Genomic DNA, 18,104 nt, shown 5'->3' with positions numbered 1-18,104 from the left:
GGCGTCCGCTGGAGCGGTGGTGCGATCGCGGTGGCGGCGGTGAGTTCGGCACTTCCGAGCCGGGAGGCGTCGTCGGCACGCGAGGTGAAATCTCACCCGCGGTTTCGCACCCGCGCCGCCGGCGGAACCGCGTGCTGGGCGGAACCGCGGCGGGGCGGTGCGGGCGCCTCAGGTGCGGAATCGCTGTGCCACGTCCCGCAGGGCGCGACCGAAGCGGTCCACGTCCTCGCGCAAGGTGTACAGCCCCGGGGTGACCCGGACGCACGCGCCCCTGTCGGGCCCGTCCTTGGGCACCACGAAGATCCCGTGCCGGTCGAGCAGGTCGTTCGCGATCGCCTCGTTGGCCTCCTCGGTCGTGTGCCCGGTGATGCGGAAACCCGTGATCCCGCCGTGCATCGCCGGATCGGGCGGCGTCAGGACCTCGACGTTGCCGACATCGGTGACCGCATCGACCCAGCAGTTGCGCAAGTACCGCAGCCGGGCCTCCTTGATCGCGGACCCGCCGAGTTCGTCGTGGTAGTCGAACGCGGCCGGGACCGACAGCATCGACGCCACGTCCCGAGTTCCGGACACCACGCGGGACTTGATGTCGTCCGGAGGGTAGGACTCGTCGTCGAACACGACCTCGATCGAGTCCAGACGTTCCCGGCGAATGTAGAGGAATCCCGTGCCGAGCGGCGCGCCGATCCACTTGTGCAGCGAGCATCCGACGAAGTCCGCCCCGAGGTCCTCGATGCGGAAATCGAGCTGGCCCAACGAGTGAGCGGCGTCGACGATCACGTCGACACCGCGCTCGCGCGCCATGTCGACGATCTCGCGAACCGGTGTCGCCAACCCCGTGATGTTGTTGATGTGGCTCAGCAGCAGCAGTTTCGTCCGCGGGTGGCGGTCGAGCGCCGACTCGTAGGTGTCGAGCACGGCCTGCTTCGTGGCTGGTTCGGGCAGCGTCGTGGTCACGACGTCGACACCGCGGCGACGCCGGAGCCAATCCATGGTGTCCTGCATGTCCGGGTAATCGAGATCGGCGTACATCACGGCGTCACCGGGCCGCAGTTCCCGGTAGCCGCTGATGAGGTTCTGCAGGGCTTCGGTGCCGCCGAGGGTCAACGCGAGTTCGTCCTCGTCGCCGCCCACCGCGGTCGCCACCCGCGCCCGAACTCGATCCGCGTCCGGCTTGTAGGTGGTGCGGAGCAGGTAGGAGTTGAGCTCGTTCAGCCGGTCCACGTTGTCGTGGTAGGTGCGGCGAACCGGATCGGACATGATCCCGTAGTAGCCGTTCTCCAGGTTCACGAAGTCATCGCTGACCCGGTACTGCCGCGAAACGCGTTGCCAGAAGGACTCGTCGCGGGCTACCGCTTCGGGAGCACCGGCCGGTGGACGCGGGGTCGCCTCAGACGAGAACGCGGAGGTGCTTCCCGCGACGGCGGCGGGAGCCAAGGCGCCGAGGCCGGCGACGAGACTGCGGCGGGACAGGGGCATGGAACACCACTCCTCGGGTGGTCGTGGACATCGTCAGATCAGCTCGGGGCGCGACTTCTGCTGCGGTGGTGCCCGGCTCGGGCCCATCGGTGGGAAAGTCACTGCCGAGCAACGGGTTTCGGAGTCAGGGGCTGCGGCGGCCAACTTCGCCTGCCCAGCGCCCACCGTGCTGGTCGACGCGGGCGGACGAGGGCAGGGGGATGGGCATGGTTCGTTCGCGTGGTGGGTCCAGGTCGCCGCTGAAGTGCGGGGCGGCGTGCCCGGGGACCTCCGGCGCGCGGACGGCGCGGGTTTCCCCGCGGGCCGCGTGCAGGGAGCACAGGAACGCGAGCGCGCACGCGACTCCCAGGAGCACGATGGAGCCCTGCGTGGGCAGCACCAGGGCCATGGGGCCGGCCAGCAGGGGACCGGCGGACTGACCGATGAGCAGGAAGCTGTTGGCCGCGCCGACGTACCCGCTCCGCCTTTCCGGCGGTGCGTGCCGGCTGAAGTGGAAGAACAGCGACTGGGCCAAGGCCGCGAAACCGGCCCCCTGCAGGACCCGCAGCACGATCAGGCCCACCACGCCCAGCGGGAGCGCCTGTGCGGCGATGCTGAGCGCGCAGACCCCGCCGGCGATGGCCAACGCCCGCGCGGGGCGCTGGTACCGGTCGTTGTGCCGACCCCACCAGAAGGACGCGATCAGGGTGGCTCCCCAGGTGAGGGACTGGAAGATCCCGACCCAGAGCCCGGCCCGGTCCGGCGGGAAGCCCTGCTGCACGTGATCGGCGAACACGGGGATCAAGCCGTAGACGCCGAGGTAGGCGCCCACCGCGGCCACGGCCAGCGGTACCGCCCCGGGAACCTGCCAGAAACCCGGCCGCCCCTCGGCAACGGCCCCGGCGCGGTCCGGCGCCGATGCGCGGGTGCTCGGGCTCGGATCGCGCAGCCCGAGCGCGCACGCACCGGCGAGCACGACCGCGACCGCGGCGATCACGACCATCAGGCTGCCGAGGTGACCGGCGCCGATCAACGCCCCACCGGCCAGCGGGCCGATCAACGAACCGGCTGCGGTGGCGCTGAACGATTTTCCCAGCGCAGACCCGCGTTTCCCGTCGGAACCGGCGGCACCGGCGAAGGCTTGAGCGGCCTCGACGACCCCGCCGAGACCGCCTTGCAGCAGCCGACCGAGCACGAGTGCGATCGGGTTGCCGGCCACAGCCATGACCAGCATGGAAGCGGCGAGTCCGAGCAGGGCGCGCACCACCATCCAGTGACGCCCCACGCGGTCGCCGAGGCGGCCCCAGAGCGGGGTCGCCACGGTCAGCGCCAGGGCGGGGGCGGCGATGGCCACCCCCGCCCACGTCTGGACCTCGGCCGTGCTGGTCAGTCCCATGCCGCGCACGTAGAACGGCATGATCGGGACCAGCATCATCAACCCGGCGGTGTTGATGAACTGGCTGGCCCACAGCAGTACGAGGTTGCGTCGTTGGCCGCTGTCGGCGGTGCTCACGGGATGTCGGCCAAGTCGGCTCGGGGCACATCCCGCTTGAGCTCCGCGGCCCAAGCGTCGTCGTAGATCGTGTCCAGGTACCGCTCGCCGCGATCGGGAAACCACGTCACCACGCGTGCCGGGCCGCGAAGCCGGCCGAGCAGCTGGTGCAACGCGGTGATCACGGCACCGGACGAACCGCCGGCCAGCAGCCCCTCCGTCTCGACCAGCCGCCGGCAGCCGGCCGTGGAATCGGGGTCGGCGACGTGGATGACCTCGTCGACGTCGTCCTGGTCGAAGATCTCCGGCACACGGCTGGCGCCGAAGCCGGGAATGCGCCGCTCAGCCGGCGGCGCCCCGAAGATCACCGACCCGACCGCGTCGACGGCCACCACGGTCAACCCCGGGTACACCTCACGCAGCCGGCGGGCCGTCCCCTGCAGCGACCCGGTGGTGGAGACCGGAGCGACCAGGTAGTCGATGGGCCCGTCGACCTGCTGCAGGATCTCGGCACCCAGCGTGTCGTAGTAGGCGCGCCAGTTGCGCTCATTCGCGTACTGGTTGACCCACACCACGTTGGGATCACCCGCGGCGTGGGCTTGCGCGCGACGGACGCGGGCCTGCAGGTAGCCACCGGCTTCGTCCTGGTCGGTGACCATGTCGACGTCCGCTCCGAACAGGTCGAGCAGCCGCAGGTTCGCCGGTGAGGTGTTCGGGTCCACGACAGCGGTGAACGACAGCCCGCGGGTCCGTGCCGCCACGGCCAACGCCACGCCGAGGTTGCCGGAGGTGCTTTCCACGATCCGCATCCCGGGCGCCAACGTCCCGTCGTGCAAGCCCTGCTCGACGATGTGGCGGGCGGGGCGGTCCTTCATGCTCCCGCACGGGTTGAGCATCTCCAACTTGGCCAGGACCTCCCACTCGGAGTGGGGGAAGCACCGGCGCAACCGGACGAGTGGGGTTGCGCCGACGCAGTCCAGCACAGATTCGTGTGTCACGAGAAACCTTCCCGGCCGCGTCACCAGGACATGCGAAGGACGCAGCCGTGCTCAGGGAACGGATACCGCCGGTCAGCGCCAGCGGCTCGAAAACGAGAACCATTTCGGCGGGGAGCGCACATGTCCGATGGCGGTGCGCTATCGATAGCCGAAAAGGAGCTGAGAAAAGGAAGGGGTTGCTCTCAGGAATGATTCAGCTGGAATTCAGCTGGATTTCAGCAGAGCACTGCCCGCGCACGTGAATCAGGTTCGTGACACACCGAGCTTGATGAGGAGGGAAAAGCCCGCGACGCGAAGCGGAGGACGTGTCCAACACCGCTGCGCACGAGTGCGTCCGAGGAGTAGCGCGCCACCGGCGAGGACGACCACCACAACGCCGAGCAGCGCTGGCCAGTCGTCGGGATCGGATGCGGACCAACGCTTGGACAGGTCCATGACCTGCGCTTCTGCGTTGTGGCATGCGGGTTCCGGGTGCGAGTCCTGCTCGCAGTCGCCCCCCAGGAAAGAGGTGTCCGGATCGGCTTCCGGAGCGCTCGGTGTTGCAGTGCTGTGCTCGGAGCTGGCCGCAGCCGGCGCTGCTTCACCGCCGCTCGGAGCGGCCGTGGCCACGTGTGAATGATGTGGCAGCGCGAAACAGGCCAGAAGTGCTGAAAGCGCGAACATCACGAAGGCCCTAGCGCCTCCGCGTGTCCGCACGAATGCCTTCAGCATGCGGCCACTCTAACCAATCTCATCGCGATGTTCAGGTGGGGGTGAAACTCATGACCCGGCCGAGTACTTCGCGTTGCCGCTCCTTTCTTCCGTTCGCCAGGCCCGTGCGGGTGAACGCTCCGGACGGTCCTGACACGTCGACGGCTGCACGCCGCGAAAGCATCGGACACCGCGCCGATGCGACGGTCCGCGCCGACGGGCGGCGCGGACTCGCGTGCTGGCGGGATTGATCAGAAGGCGACGACGCCCCGCGGTGTTTCCTGCAGGGCGCCGACCTGAAGGGAACTGATCGCGACCTCCATCGGGATGTCGCCGCCGTTGGTGTCCTGGACCTGGGCGTTGACCTCGCCATGCATGTCCGAGGGGGTCGCTACGGAGCCGGAGGCGACCTGCGCGTCCGGGTCGGCCGGTGAGCTGGTCTCGTACTTCACGCTGGCGAAGGGCGAGGCGCCGGGAGCGACGCCAGGTCCTGGCCCGGCCTGGCCGCCGTCTCGATCGGCTGGCCGGCCATGTCGGTCGGGTGAGGTTCACCCATCCCCGAGGTCGCACTCCTGGTCCGAGGTGTTGGCCACCTCCAGCACGAATGTGCCGCCGCCCGGCCGGGCTTGCAGGGTGCTCTCGAAGTCCTCGGCCGAGCAGTTCGAAGCGGAGATATCACCGGGGCCTGACTGGGCACCGCCCGCGACGTCGGCCCCGTGATCCTGAACCCCTGCTCGCTCATGCCCACCGCGGAGTTGGCCGCGGGGGTGTGCCCGGAGCGAAGAGAATTCACGAACGGCTGCTGAACTGCGGCGGATTCCGGCGCAAGATGCGGTCGCGGTCGGATGGGTGCCGGCGGTGCGGGAACCGCCGGCACCGACCTCATTTCGGATCGAGCACGAACACCGGGATGTGCCGGTCGGTTTTCGCCTGGTAGTCCGCATAGGACGGGTAGGCGGCGACTGCCCGTTCCCACCACTCCGCCCGTTCGGCGCCCTCGACCTCGCGGGCGACGTAATCCTTGGTCTCGGTCCCGTCTTGCAGCCGAAACTCGGGGTACGCCTTGATGTTGTGGTACCAGTTCGGGTGCTGCGGGGCGCCGCCCAGGGACGCGATGACCGCGTACCGGCCGTCGTGCTCGACCCGCATCACGGGTGTGTAGCGCAACTTCCCGGTCTTCGCGCCGCGCAGCGTCAGCAGTACGACCGGCGACCCGAAGATGTCGACGCTGTCGGTAGTCCCGGTCTCCAGGATCTTCTTCGTCTGGTCACGCACCCAACCAGTGGGATTGAACTCCACGCTCTCGTCAGCCATGTCCCGACCAACATTCCTCCCGCGCTGTGCATTCCCGCTCGGCGGGTGTCCGCCCCGCGGAAGCGAACTGCGGCGCACCCGGCCCCGAGTGCCCGCCGTCCGCGTCAGGGGCGGGTGGTGGTGCCACGTGCCAGGACGAGGCGCTGGGCCTGGAGGGCGGTGATGTCGGTGAGCGGCGCGCCGTCGCAGACGAGGATGTCCGCGTCGTAGCCCGCTGCGAGCCGGCCTGCCCGGTCACCGATCCCGAGCGCGGTGGCGCTGTCGGTCGTGGCCATGTCCAGGATCTCGTGCGGCGCCATGCCCAGGTGTCGGTAGAGCTCCAACCCGGCGGGCAGCCCGCCGTGCTCGGACCGGACGACACCGGCATCGGTGCCGGCGATCAGCGGCACCCCGATATCGCGCATCCGCACCATCTTCTCGATGGCCCGCTTGCCCACGTCGGCCCCGAGCGCGTCGAGGAGGGACCGCCAATCCGATGGCCAGGCCGGGCATGCGCAGATGCCGCGCTCGGCCATGCGCTCGGCAACGTCGAGGCGTTCCTCGATCTCCGGGTTGTCACCGATCCGCATCCAGGTGCAGTGCTCGACCGTGCTCACTCCCGCCTCGGCGCAGGCCGCGATCGCTGTGGTGCCGTGCGCGTGGGCCGCTACCGGCAGCTGCAGCTCGGAGCTGATGTCCACGATGCGGCGCAGTTCCTCCGCGGTGAACTGCATTTCCCACGGCTTCCGCGAATCGGGAGTGATGTGTCCTCCGGACACCATGACCTTGATGACGTCGACACCCAGTTCGGTCAGCGAGGTGATCCGGCGGCGGATCTCCTCGGACCCGGCGACCTCGCCGCCGAGGAACCAGCAGTGCCCGCCCGGCGGCGTGAGCGGAGTGCCGGCGGCGAGCACGCGCGGGCCGGACCGATCGCCGCGGGCGATCTCGTCGCGCAGCCGGACCGCCAGACCGCCGCGGTCGCCGAGGTCGCGCATCGTGGTGATCCCCGCCCGCAGCGCCGCGCCGGCACGGTCGGCCATCTCGCGCAGCAGCGTCTCGTCATCGAGGTGCCGGAGGGCCTCGGGCGGATCTTGGGTCGGATCGAACGCCAGGTGGACGTGGCCATCGATCAGGCCGGGCAGGATGGTTCCTCCCGGGAAGTCGAAGCGGGCCACGTTCGCGGTGGCGCGGGCTTCGATGTCCGGACGGGCGCCGACGGCGCTGATGAGGGGCCCGTCGACGAGGACAGCGCCGTCGGTGATCGGCGTCGTTCCTCGACCGGGGTAGACCTCGCCGGCGGTGACGAGCAGTTGCTGCGGCATGCGGTCCTTCCTGCGCACGCGCGCTGCCCCACCTGGCGGGGGAGTGGCCAGGGCAGCAGCACTTCGGTGGAGATCGTCGACGGGAACTGTCCCATCGCGCACGCGCGCTGGTCATGCGGTTGCCCGAGTTTGCTGGGCGGTGGGGCCGGAGCTGGCCGCACAACGGCGCACCCCACGGCAGGCCGGTGACGATGTGACGCGTCACCTGCGTCCCTCGGTGCGGGCAGCAGCGCACCTCAGAGAGCATTGCACGCCTCCAGGGCTCCACCCGGGGCGCGCTCGTGCGATGGGGCGCTGCCCGTCGCGGGCAAGTTATTGACATAGCGACAACAGCACGGTCACTCTGATCGGGCAGCCGCCGACCCGGAGGATCCGCCCCATGCCACGAGTGCTCACCGACGAACGACGCGATCTCGTCGCCGCGATCGAAGACTTCTGCCGCCGGGAGTGCGGCAGCAAGGAAGTCCGCGACAAGCTGACGAGCTCGGGCCAGCACCCGCACAGCCAGGAGATCTACGCGAAGATGGCGGATCTGGGTTGGCTCGGCATCGCCATCGGCGAGGAGTACGGCGGCGCCGGTCTCGGCATGACGGATTTGTGCCTGTTCCTCGAAGAAACCGCCTACTGGCAGGCTCCCATCGGCGGTTTCGCCACGACGATCATCAGCGCGGCTGCGTACGAGAAGTTCGCGACCGAGGAACAGAAGCGGACCGTGCTCGAAGGTGTCGTGGCGGGCAGGGTCGAGGCCATCTCGATGTCGGAACCCGAGGCCGGGTCGGACGTCGGCGGACTCACCTGCCGTGCGGAGCGCCGGGACGGCGGTTACGTCATCAACGGGCAGAAGACGTGGTGCTCCAACGCGCACATCGCCGACCACATCCTGCTCGTCGCCCGCACCTCCAGCGGAGGTTCGAAGCACCACGGCCTCACGCAGTTCATGGTTCCCACGACCACGGACGGCCTCGAAATCCGGGGCATCGACACCATGGGTGGACGCGAGGTGAACGACCTCTACTTCACGGACTGCTTCGTCCCGGAATCCGCCGTGGTGGGCACGGAGGGCGAGGGGTGGAAACAGCTGATGTCCGGGCTGAACCTGGAACGGATGATCCTCGCCGCGCTCATGCTCGGCACCGCGCGCCGCGCGTTCGACGACACGGTCGGTTACGTCCAGCAGCGCGAACAGTTCGGTCAACCGATCGGCTCGTTCCAGGCGATCAAGCACCGCATCGCGGATATGGCCACCGAGCTGGAGTGCGCGCGACTCCTGCTGGATGACGTGGCCGCGGCCATCGACGCCAAGCCGGATGCGATCTTCGCGCGGGAAGCCTCCATGGCCAAGCTCAAGTGCACGGAGCTGGCCAAGCACGTGACCCTGGAAGGGATGCAGATGCTCGGTGGTTACGGCTACGCGACCGAGTACGGCATGGAAGCCCTCCTCCGATCGACGGTGGTGTCCACCGTGTACGGCGGGACGAGCGAGATCCAACGGGACATCATCGGCAAGACCTACGGTCTGTGAGCGAACATTCCATGGTGACGACGCGCTTTTGCGACCTGTTCGGGGTGGAGCACCCCATTGCGCAGGGAGGAATGCAGTGGGTGGGCCGAGCCGAACTCGTAGCGGCAGTGGCCGATGCGGGTGCCCTCGGGTTCCTCACGGCGCTCACGCAGCCCACGCCGGAAGACCTGGCCAAGGAGATCGAACGGTGCCGTGAGCTCACGGATCGCCCGTTCGGCGTCAACTTGACGATCCTCCCGTCGATCAACCCGCCTCCGTACGACGAGTACCGGAGGGTGATCGTGGAATCCGGGATCCCCGTGGTGGAGACCGCGGGATTCAACCCGGAGGAACACCTACCGGAGTTCCGCGAGGCCGGCGTCAAGGTGCTGCACAAGTGCACGAGTGTCCGGCACGCGATCAAGGCGGAGGAGATCGGTGTCGATGCCGTGAGCGTGGATGGTTTCGAGTGTGCCGGCCATCCCGGTGAGGACGACATTCCAGGGCTGGTCCTGATCCCGGCAGCGGCCAGGCGGATCACGATCCCGATGCTGGCGTCGGGCGGTATCGCCGACGCGCGAGGACTCGTGGCGGCATTGGCTCTCGGCGCCGACGGGGTGAACATGGGCACGCGTTTCCTGTGCACCCAGGAGGCACCCGTGCACTCCCGGGTCAAGGAACAGATCGTCGCCGCAACGGAGCGCGACACCGAACTGATCTTCCGCCCGCTGCGCAACACAGCGCGCGTGGCGAGCAATTCGGTGAGTCGAGAGGTCGTGGAGATCCTCGACGGGGGTGGCGTGTTCGACGATGTGCGCGATCTGGTCGCGGGCTCACGCGGCCGGAAGGTGTTCGAACAAGGCGACCCGGAGCTCGGAATCTGGAGTTCCGGGATGGTCCAGGGCCTCATTGACGACATACCGACGGTGGCCGAGGTGATCGAGCGCATGGTCGTCGAGGCCGACGACCTGATCGCGAACCGGTTACCCGGACGGGGAGCGCAGTAGCGAATTCCGCGGCAGCGCGGCGGGTCGCGGAGGAACCTGCCGACGCTGCCCTTCCCTGTCGTTTGTGGAACTCCCTTCACCGGCGCGAACATCGCGGCGAGTGGAGTTCCTCATCGCGAGGTCATGCCGGCTCTTCGTGCTCGCTGAGGGCCGGGTAGACGGTGTGCAGCAGGTGCAGCACAGCTTGGGTGAGCAGGAGGTGCAGATCGACCCTGGTGAGGGTGTCGCGCACGAGCCACTCGCGGGATGCTGCCTTGAGCATGCTGCCGTACGCGCGGATCGCGGCGCGCAGCTTCTCACGCCCTCCCGTGGTGTCGAGCAGGCCCGCTGCCTCCAGCAGCCGGTCCGCCGCGATCTCATCGGATTCGAGCATGATCTGTTCGATGTCGGGATCCTTGCCGACCGGATCCGATCCGATCGCGGCCAGCCACATCTCGCGGTTGCGATCAACGACATCCAGCCATCGGTCGACGTAGATCGCGATGCGTTCGTCGACGGTGGTCTGCGGAAGGTTTTCGGAAACCGAGGCGGGTACGACCATCATCTGGCGCACCACTTCGAGGTAGAGTTCCCGTTTGCTCCCAAAGTAGTGGTTGATCAACGCCCGGGTGACGCCGGTCTCCGCTGCGATGTCTGCCAGGTGCACCGACGAGTAGCTGCGCGAGCCGAAGAGCTTGCGCGCGGACTGCAGGATCTGGGATCTCCGCTGGTCCGGATTCATCCGGTGCCGGCGACCCGGCTGAGACATGCTCATGGGCTCACTGTTCCGTCTTATTGCCATTGTGTCAACAACGTGAGCGCGGAGTACCTGCCGGCCTCGGCCACGCTGTCCTGCGATGGTTCGCCGAACGGATGCGGTACTTCGAAAGCGGCGTGGTCACGGGCAGTGTCACGCGTACATGGCTTCGATCTCGCTGGCGTAGCGCTCGGCGATGACCTTTCGGCGCAAGCTCAACTTGGGGGTGAGTTCGCCCGAATCCGCCGTCCACGCGACACCCAGCACCGTGTGGTTCTTGACCTGCGCGACGCGGGACAACGACTCGTTCGCCGCGGCGACGGCGCGATCGAGCTCATCCACGACGTCGGGGTGTCGCGCGAGCTCGGCGAGGCTCGTGGTCTCGATGCCTCGCCTGCGTGCCCATTCCGGGGCTGCCTCCTCGTCCAGGACCAGTAGCGCGGTGACGTACTTGCGCTGGTCGCCGATCGCCACCGCCTGCCCGAGCAACGGATGTGCGCGCAGCAGGGACTCGATGTGGGTCGGTGCGATGTTCTTGCCGCCCGCGGTGATGAGGATTTCCTTCTTGCGGTCGGTGATGGAGATGACCCCCCGCTCATCGGCGACACCGATATCGCCGGTGGCGAACCAGCCCTGGCCGTCGGTGGCAGGAGCGATGCCGCCGTCAGCTTGGAGGTAACCGAGGAACACGACTTCTCCGCGCACGAAGACTTCGCCGTCGTCGGCGAAAGCGACCTGCACACCGGGCGCGGGCGGCCCGACGCTGCCGATCGCGAACACGTCCGGAGTGCTCACCGTGGCGCACCCGGTCGTCTCGGTCAGGCCCCACACCTCATAGACCGGCAGGCCGAGGCTCGCGAGGAATTCGAGCACCGACACCGGTATCGGCGCGGCACCGCTGAAATTGCGGGCCGACGCGTCGAGACCGATCGAGGCGCGGATCGGGCGGAGGACCTGCTCGTCCAGCTCCCGGTGCTTTTCGGCGAGTTCAGGGGGGAGCTCGCAACGCTGCGCGCGGAGCCGGTATACCTGCAGCGCGACGTCACGGGCCTGCTCGACGGCAGCGGCTTCGCCTGCGGATGCCGTCGCCAGTCTGGCCTGCAGGCCTGCGGCCATCTTCTCCCAGACGCGGGGTACGCCGAAGAATCCGTGCGGCCGCACGGAGGCCAGCGTGGGCAGGAGCTGTGCCTGGTCGGGGCAGATGGTGACGTGCCCGGCGTTGCAGATCGGCATGTAGATGCCGAGCACCCGCTCGGCGATGTGCGCCAGCGGGAGGTAGGAGACCGAACGTGGGTGGTCGGGGACCGGAACGAGGTGGTCCTGCATCAACGATTCGTGGATCACGTTGCGATGGGACAGCACGACGCCTTTCGGATCGCCGGTGGTCCCGGAGGTGTACACCACGGTCAACGGCTGGTCCGGTGTGGTGGCAGCCGCGAGCCGCTCGAAGGTGCCCGCGTACTGCGCGTGCGGTCCGGTACCGCGCAGGTCGGTGTAGCTGACGAAGCGCGGATCGCTGGACGGCATCGCTGCCGGGTCGAGCACGACGACCGCGCGGAGCTCGGGGAGGTCGTCGAGGACGGGACGCCACCGGGACAGCTGGTCGGCGTCTTCGAGAACGACGACCGGCGCTGCGCTGTGCTGCGCGACGTAGCGGATCTCCTCCGTCGACAGGGTGTCGTAGGTCGTGCAGGGGATAGCGCCGAGGTGGATGGCCGCCAGGTCGATGATCCAGTGCTCCGGCCGCTTCGACATCGAGATGAGCATCCGGTCGCCGACGTCGAGTCCCAATGCGGAGAGCCCGTGGGTGAGCGCGGTGACCTCGGTGCGCAGTTGTGACCAGCTCAGCGTGACCGCTTCCGGGCCGATCCCGCTGGTGAGCGCCGACTCGTCCGGGAATTCTCGCGCGTTGCGGGCCAGCAGACCGGTGATCGTCTTGCCCTCGACAGCCTCGTATACCTGATCAGCAGTGGTCACGACCCTCGTTCCCTCCATCGCGAATGACGAGTCATCCCTGAGCTGGCTATACGCTGACCCACTGTTGTCCATACGTCAACAGTCGGTTCGGGCTCGCCCCTCATCGCGCGCATCCGATTCCTCCGGGTGGCGCTGCGGGTCGGACGTACGCTCGCACCTAGCGCTATTAACGCGACGTCAGTAAAGTCCCGGCGAGTTCGGAGCGCCGACGGTCGCGGCACGCGCCGCGAGCGGACGTTCCGCAGGAAGGAAGGCAGGTTGAGCGTGACAGCAGAGGCATTCATCTACGACGCGATCCGCACCCCGCGCGGGAAGGGGAAGAAGACCGGATCGCTGCACCAGATCAAACCGGTATCCCTGGTCGTCGGGCTCCTCGGGGAGTTACGCGCCCGGCATCCCGCACTCGACGTCGAACGGATCGACGACGTGGTGCTCGGGGTCGTATCGCCGGTCGGCGACCAGGGCATGGACATCGCCAAGACCGCGGCGCTGGCCGCCGAACTCCCCGACCACGTGGCCGGGGTGCAGCTCAACCGGTTCTGCGCGTCCGGCCTGGAAGCGGTGAACACCGCGGCGCAGAAGGTCCGCTCAGGATGGGACCGGCTGGTCGTCGCGGGCGGTGTGGAGTCGATGTCGCGAGTTCCCATGGGCAGCGATGGGGGTCCCATGGGGTCTGACCCGGAGACGAACTTCAACACCTCGTTCGTCCCGCAGGGCATCGGCGCGGACCTGATCGCGACCATCGAGCAGTTCTCCCGGCACGACGTGGACAGCTACGCCGTGCGGTCGCAAGAGCTCGCGGCCCGGGCGTGGTCGTCGGGCCACTTCGCCAAGTCGGTCGTGCCGGTTCGCGACCGCAACGGCATCCTGGTCCTGTCGCAGGACGAGCACCTGCGCCCCGACTCGACGGTGGACGGGCTGGGCGAGTTGCCGCCGTCGTTCGCCGAGATCGGTGAAGCGGGCGGATTCGACGCTGTGGCGCTGCAGAAGTACCACCGGGTGGAGCGGATCGAGCACGTGCACACCCCGGGCAATTCGTCCGGGATCGTCGACGGGGCATCACTGGTGCTGGTCGGCGGTGAGCAGATGGGTGCGGAGCTCGGCCTGGCTCCCCGCGCCCGGATCTTGGCGACGGCCGTCAGCGGTGCCGATCCGACGATCATGCTGACCGGACCAGCCCCGGCGACGCGGAAGGCCCTGGACTTCGCGGGGCTTTCCGTCGAGGACATCGACCTGTTCGAGATCAACGAAGCGTTCGCCTCCGTGGTCTTGAAGTACGTCCGAGACCTCGCACTCCCCTGGGAGAAGGTCAATGTCAACGGTGGTGCCATCGCCATGGGCCATCCGCTGGGCGCGACCGGTGCGATGCTGGTCGGCACCGTGGTCGACGAATTGGAACGCCGCGATGCCCGTCGTGCGGTGGTGAGCCTCTGCGTCGGCGGCGGCATGGGTATCGCAACGGTCATCGAGCGGGTTTGAGCGGGTGGCCGCTCTCCGCTTCCGCGAACCGCCCCGGGCCGTCCCCCGCAGATCGGTGAACTCGTCGCGCGGTGGAGCCCCAGTTTTCGTGAGAGGGATGAGGTAACGATGCCCCAGAACACCATGATCCGGTGGGATCGCGACGACGAAGGCATCGTCGTGCTCACCATGGCTGACCCGGACCAGTCGGCCAACACCATGAACCAGGCATACACCGCGTCGATGGGGGAGACGGTCGACCGGTTGGAACGAGAACGGGAGACGATCACCGGCGTCGTCCTCACATCGGGCAAGAAGAGCTTCTTCGCCGGCGGCGATGTGCATTTCATGATTCGGGCCCAGCCGGAGGACGCCGTCGCGCTGGCGGAGCTGTGCGCGACGATGAAGTCCCAGCTGCGCAGGCTGGAGACCTTGGGCAAACCGGTCGTCGCCGCGATGAACGGCACCACCCTGGGAGGCGGTTTCGAGATCGCGCTGGCCTGCCACCACAGGGTCGCGCTGGACCACCCCGGCAGCAGGATCGGCCTGCCGGAGGCGACGCTCGGATTGCTGCCCGGAATCGGAGGCGTCACCCGCACCGTGCGGCTCCTCGGCCTGCAGGACGCATTGCTGCGGGTCCTGCTGCGAGGGCAACGCAACACGCCCCGCCAAGCGCTGGAGAACGGCCTCGTCGACGACCTGGCGGCCACGCCGGAGGACATGCTCGCGCAGGCCAAGACGTGGATCCGCGCCCACCCGGGGTCCACGCAGCCGTGGGACGCCGATGGCTACCGCATGCCCGGAGGAACACCTGCGCATCCCCGGATCGCGGCGACGCTGCCCGCGCTGCCGGCGAACCTGCGCAAGGAGACCAAAGGCGCCAACCTGCCCGCCCAGCGCAACATTCTCGCCGCGGCGGTCGAGGGAGCCCAGGTCGACATCGAGACCTCGTTCAAGATCGAGACGAGCTACCTGGTCGAGCTCATGACCGGTCAGGTCGCGAAGAACATGATGCAGGCGTTCTTCTTCGACATGCAGCACATCAGCTCCGGCGGCAACCGGCCCCAGGGCTACGACGCGCACCGCGCGCGGAAGGTGGGTGTGCTCGGTGCGGGGATGATGGGTGCCGGTATCGCCTACGTGTGCGCCCGGGGCGGGATGGATGTCGTGCTCAAGGACGTCTCCGTCGAAGCGGCCGACAAGGGCAAGAGCTATTCCGTCGGGCTGTACGAGAAGGCGGTGGCGCGCGGCAAGGTCAGTCGGGAAAGCGCCGACGAGGTCCTCGCCAGGATCACGCCGACCGCAGATCCGGATGCGCTGGCGGACTGCGACCTGATCATCGAGGCGGTCTTCGAAGATCCCGCGGTGAAGCGGAAAGCCTTCGACGAGGTGGAGGAGGTCGTCGAACCGGGTGCCGTACTCGGGTCGAACACCTCGACGCTACCGATCAGCCTGTTGGCGGAAGGTGTGCGGCGCCCGGAGGACTTCATCGGTCTGCACTTCTTCTCGCCGGTCGACAAGATGCCGCTGCTGGAGATCATCGTCGGCGAGCGGACGAGTCGGCAGACGCTGGCCAAAGCCATCGACATCGCACACCAGATCAACAAGACGCCGATCGTCGTCAACGACAGCCGCGGTTTTTTCACCAGCAGGGTGATCAGCAAGTTCGTCGATGAAGCGGTCGCCATGGTCGGTGAAGGGATCGACCCGGTGTCGGTCGAGCAGGCGGGTGCACAGGCGGGGTATCCGACGCCGCCGCTTCGCCTGCTGGATGAACTGACGCTCACGCTGCCCCGCAAGATCAGGGAGGAAACGAAGAGCTCCGCGCTCGCCGCCGGGGCCGAGTGGACGCCGCACGGGTCCGAGCCGGTGATCGACCGCATGATCGACGAGTTCGACCGCTGCGGGCGTTCCTCGGGAGCCGGTTTCTACGCGTACGCGGAGGGCGAGCGGATCGGTATCTGGGGCGGCATCGCCGAGCATTTCACGGTCGCCGGCAAGGAGATCCCGTTCGAGGACATGAAAGAACGGATGCTGTTCGCCGAAGCCATCGACACCGTGCGGTGCTTTGACGAGGGGGTGCTCTCCTCGGTGCCCGATGCGAACATCGGATCGATCCTCGGTATCGGGTTCCCCGCCTGGACCGGTGGCGTGATCCAGTACATCAACGGTTATCCGGGCGGCGTGGCCGGTTTCGTCGAACGAGCGCGGGAACTGGCAGGTCGTTACGGCGAGCGGTTCGACCCACCGTCGTCGTTGTGCCTGCGGGCGCGCAACGGAGAATCCATCGAATAGGTCGTGCGCCCGGACACCCGCACTGTGGCCGGGGTGTCGGACCGGTGGTGCGTGCGGCCGTTCGGTCGCATCCCACCGGTTTTTCGGTGGGTGGTGCCGAACGGGTCGTCGTGGCGGCATTCGAGCCGCACTCCGCTGGTCACCGCCATGCCGAATCGCCCGCACTGCTGAGCGCCGCGTTCGGCGTGGTGCGGGTGTTCCGCGGGCGTTGCGGCATTTGGTGGCAAGTTGGTACGAGTTCCCTTTTCGGGCTGGCGAGGAATACGTGACGTGTGCTCTCCTGTAGGTGCAGTGATACGCAATATGTTACACCGTATCACCTCGCGCTTTCGCGAGCTCAAGGAGGAGTTCAGACATGAGCGGATTCAGCAGACGTCGGCTGTTGGCTTCTGGAGGGGCGCTCGGGGCACTGGGCGCGTTGAGCATGGCTGCGCCCCCGGCGGCCTGGACCTGGCCCCCGAGCGGTTCGGTCGTCGGTACCGGGGCGGGCCTCGATCCCAGATGGGTCTGGGACGAGGTGGCCGACCCCCTCGTGGCCTCGTTGTCCGAGCGCGGCGATGTTCCCAGGGTGAACGAGCTGTTGCGCGAATGGACCAAGAACGGTCAGGAGTTGCCGAAGGGGCTTCCCTCGGAACTGCGCACCTTCATCGAGGACGCCCGACAGCTGCCCGAGTGGGCCGACCGCGAGAAGCTCGACCTCGCCTACGAGTTCAACGAGAAGCGCGGGCTGTACCTCGGTGTGTTGTACGGGATGGCCAGCGGAATGATGAGCACGGTCATTCCGAAGGAGGCGCGCGCGGTCTACCACTCCTACGGCGGGGCCAACATGAAGGACCGCATCACCAAGACCGCCAAGCTCGGCTACGACATCGGTACTGCCAATGCCTACGCCGATGACGGGGAAATGATCGTCACCTGCGTGAAGACCCGGCTCACGCATGCCGGTGTGCGCCACCTGTTGCCGCAGTCCCCGCACTGGGATTCGGCAGCGCCGGAGGACATCCCGATCAGCCAAGCCGACCTGATGGTCACCTGGCACAGCTTGGCGACAACGGTCAACCGGAAGATGGTCGAGTGGGAAGTGCCCATCCCGCGCGAGGAGTCCGAGGCGTACCTGCATTCCTGGCAGATGTGCGCGCACATGCTCGGCATCCAGGACGAGTACATCCCCGCGTCGTGGGACGAGGCCAACGCGCAGGCGGATCAGGTCCTCACACCGATCTTGGCTCCCACTCCGGAAGGCGTGAACCTCGCCGACATCCTGATGGACTTCGGTAAGGAGATCGACGGAACGATCCTCAGCAGGCCGGTCATCGGCGCGCTGACGCGGTTCATGCTCGGCGATGAGATCGCCGAGTGGCTGATGATTCCCGAGGAGCCGGTCTGGGACCCGTTGTTGAACACGTTCTGGGGTCCGTTCGTCGCCTTCCGCGAAGGAGTGCTCGACACGTTCCCGGGCACGGACAAGGCGTACTGGATGTTCGACGAAGTCCTGCGCCAAGCCGTCCTGCTGTTCCTGTCCGAAGGCGATTACCCCATCAGCATCGAGATCCCCACCACGAACCGTCCGCAGTGAGCGGCAACGATCTCGGCGGCTGGAGTCGTTTCCGAAGCACGCCGGTTCGGTCGCCGTCCTCGCCGTCGGCGGGCGGACCGGCGAAACGCCCGGAGAGCCGGAGCGAACGTCGCATTGGGGCGGGTGCCGCGAAACCGGTCGGAGATGGCCTGGAGGCGCAGCACTTCGCGCGGCAGCGCGAGCTGTCGAGACCCGCGACGTCCCGGGCAACTCGCCGGCGTGCCGAGGCGGTCGAATGTCGCGGCACCACGATATGAACGGAGTGTGCACGGATGATCCCAAGCGGTTGGCAGCTCGT

Annotated in this window: 14 protein-coding genes; 5 read left to right on the top strand and 9 right to left on the bottom strand. The window is 67.9% G+C overall.

Annotated elements, in window-relative coordinates:
• Positions 1-168: 168 nt before the first annotated feature.
• The 7 genes from IQ251_RS00070 to IQ251_RS00040 all read right to left on the bottom strand — a co-directional run bounded on the left by IQ251_RS00070 (position 169) and on the right by IQ251_RS00040 (position 7,256).
• Positions 169-1,479 (bottom strand): aminotransferase class V-fold PLP-dependent enzyme, encoded by a 1,311-nt coding sequence (locus tag IQ251_RS00070; RefSeq protein WP_193926296.1) that lies wholly within the window; start codon positions 1,477-1,479, stop codon positions 169-171.
• 124 nt (positions 1,480-1,603) lie between these two features.
• On the bottom strand, positions 1,604-2,971 hold the full coding sequence (locus IQ251_RS00065; RefSeq protein WP_193926295.1) for an MFS transporter: 1,368 nt from the start codon (positions 2,969-2,971) through the stop codon (positions 1,604-1,606).
• The gene (sbnA, locus tag IQ251_RS00060; RefSeq protein ID WP_193926294.1) at positions 2,968-3,948 is read right to left on the bottom strand and encodes a 2,3-diaminopropionate biosynthesis protein SbnA; all 981 of its coding nucleotides are present in this window, start codon (positions 3,946-3,948) and stop codon (positions 2,968-2,970) included. Before sbnA ends, IQ251_RS00065 begins: the two co-directional genes overlap by 4 nt.
• Positions 3,949-4,191: 243 nt before the next feature.
• Positions 4,192-4,659 carry a hypothetical protein gene (locus IQ251_RS00055; RefSeq protein ID WP_193926293.1) on the bottom strand — a complete coding sequence of 156 codons (468 nt, stop codon included), beginning with the start codon at positions 4,657-4,659 and terminating at the stop codon, positions 4,192-4,194.
• A gap of 230 nt (positions 4,660-4,889) precedes the next feature.
• Positions 4,890-5,090, bottom strand: a complete 201-nt coding sequence (locus IQ251_RS00050) for a hypothetical protein (protein ID WP_193926292.1) — start codon at positions 5,088-5,090, stop codon at positions 4,890-4,892.
• Between the two features lie 430 nt (positions 5,091-5,520).
• Positions 5,521-5,952 (bottom strand): nitroreductase family deazaflavin-dependent oxidoreductase, encoded by a 432-nt coding sequence (locus tag IQ251_RS00045; protein WP_193926291.1) that lies wholly within the window; start codon positions 5,950-5,952, stop codon positions 5,521-5,523.
• Between the two features lie 104 nt (positions 5,953-6,056).
• The gene (locus IQ251_RS00040) at positions 6,057-7,256 is read right to left on the bottom strand and encodes an amidohydrolase family protein (protein WP_193926290.1); all 1,200 of its coding nucleotides are present in this window, start codon (positions 7,254-7,256) and stop codon (positions 6,057-6,059) included.
• Positions 7,257-7,635: 379 nt separating this feature from the next.
• On the opposite strand from IQ251_RS00040, the gene IQ251_RS00035 reads away from it, so the two are divergent.
• Entirely contained in the window at positions 7,636-8,778 is a 1,143-nt protein-coding gene (locus IQ251_RS00035) for an acyl-CoA dehydrogenase family protein (RefSeq protein ID WP_193926289.1), read from the top strand.
• An 11-nt stretch (positions 8,779-8,789) separates the two neighbouring features.
• Positions 8,790-9,764, top strand: a complete 975-nt coding sequence (locus IQ251_RS00030; protein ID WP_193926288.1) for an NAD(P)H-dependent flavin oxidoreductase — start codon at positions 8,790-8,792, stop codon at positions 9,762-9,764.
• Positions 9,765-9,885: 121 nt separating this feature from the next.
• On the opposite strand, the gene IQ251_RS00025 is transcribed toward IQ251_RS00030, so the two are convergent.
• Both IQ251_RS00025 and IQ251_RS00020 read right to left on the bottom strand, forming a co-directional pair.
• Positions 9,886-10,485 carry a TetR/AcrR family transcriptional regulator gene (locus tag IQ251_RS00025; RefSeq protein WP_228045846.1) on the bottom strand — a complete coding sequence of 200 codons (600 nt, stop codon included), beginning with the start codon at positions 10,483-10,485 and terminating at the stop codon, positions 9,886-9,888.
• Between the two features lie 168 nt (positions 10,486-10,653).
• Positions 10,654-12,477 (bottom strand): AMP-dependent synthetase/ligase, encoded by a 1,824-nt coding sequence (locus IQ251_RS00020; protein WP_193926287.1) that lies wholly within the window; start codon positions 12,475-12,477, stop codon positions 10,654-10,656.
• Between the two features lie 264 nt (positions 12,478-12,741).
• On the opposite strand from IQ251_RS00020, the gene IQ251_RS00015 reads away from it, so the two are divergent.
• The 3 genes from IQ251_RS00015 (at position 12,742) to IQ251_RS00005 (ending at position 17,806) form a co-directional block, all read left to right on the top strand.
• A complete protein-coding gene (locus IQ251_RS00015) occupies positions 12,742-13,956 on the top strand; it encodes an acetyl-CoA C-acetyltransferase (protein ID WP_193926410.1) in 1,215 nt (404 codons plus the stop codon).
• 108 nt (positions 13,957-14,064) lie between these two features.
• Positions 14,065-16,230: a 3-hydroxyacyl-CoA dehydrogenase NAD-binding domain-containing protein gene (locus tag IQ251_RS00010; protein ID WP_193926286.1), complete on the top strand. Its 2,166-nt coding sequence runs from the start codon at positions 14,065-14,067 to the stop codon at positions 16,228-16,230.
• 355 nt (positions 16,231-16,585) lie between these two features.
• Entirely contained in the window at positions 16,586-17,806 is a 1,221-nt protein-coding gene (locus IQ251_RS00005) for an oxygenase MpaB family protein (protein ID WP_193926285.1), read from the top strand.
• The last annotated feature ends 298 nt before the right edge of the window (positions 17,807-18,104 follow it).

Origin of the sequence: Saccharopolyspora montiporae (genome assembly GCF_015209505.1) — a bacterium.
Taxonomy (GTDB): Bacteria; Actinomycetota; Actinomycetes; order Mycobacteriales; family Pseudonocardiaceae; genus Saccharopolyspora; species Saccharopolyspora montiporae.
This window is presented reverse-complemented; position numbering and strand designations above follow the sequence as displayed.

Coding starts and splice junctions, on each gene's coding strand:
- IQ251_RS00070 (WP_193926296.1), bottom strand. CDS start 1,479: ATGCCCCTGTCCCGCCGCAGTCTCGTCGCCGGCCTCGGCGCCTTGGCT.
- IQ251_RS00055 (WP_193926293.1), bottom strand. CDS start 4,659: ATGCTGAAGGCATTCGTGCGGACACGCGGAGGCGCTAGGGCCTTCGTG.
- IQ251_RS00045 (WP_193926291.1), bottom strand. CDS start 5,952: ATGGCTGACGAGAGCGTGGAGTTCAATCCCACTGGTTGGGTGCGTGAC.
- IQ251_RS00040 (WP_193926290.1), bottom strand. CDS start 7,256: ATGCCGCAGCAACTGCTCGTCACCGCCGGCGAGGTCTACCCCGGTCGA.
- IQ251_RS00035 (WP_193926289.1), top strand. CDS start 7,636: ATGCCACGAGTGCTCACCGACGAACGACGCGATCTCGTCGCCGCGATC.
- IQ251_RS00030 (WP_193926288.1), top strand. CDS start 8,790: ATGGTGACGACGCGCTTTTGCGACCTGTTCGGGGTGGAGCACCCCATT.
- IQ251_RS00025 (WP_228045846.1), bottom strand. CDS start 10,485: ATGAATCCGGACCAGCGGAGATCCCAGATCCTGCAGTCCGCGCGCAAG.
- IQ251_RS00010 (WP_193926286.1), top strand. CDS start 14,065: ATGCCCCAGAACACCATGATCCGGTGGGATCGCGACGACGAAGGCATC.
- IQ251_RS00005 (WP_193926285.1), top strand. CDS start 16,586: ATGAGCGGATTCAGCAGACGTCGGCTGTTGGCTTCTGGAGGGGCGCTC.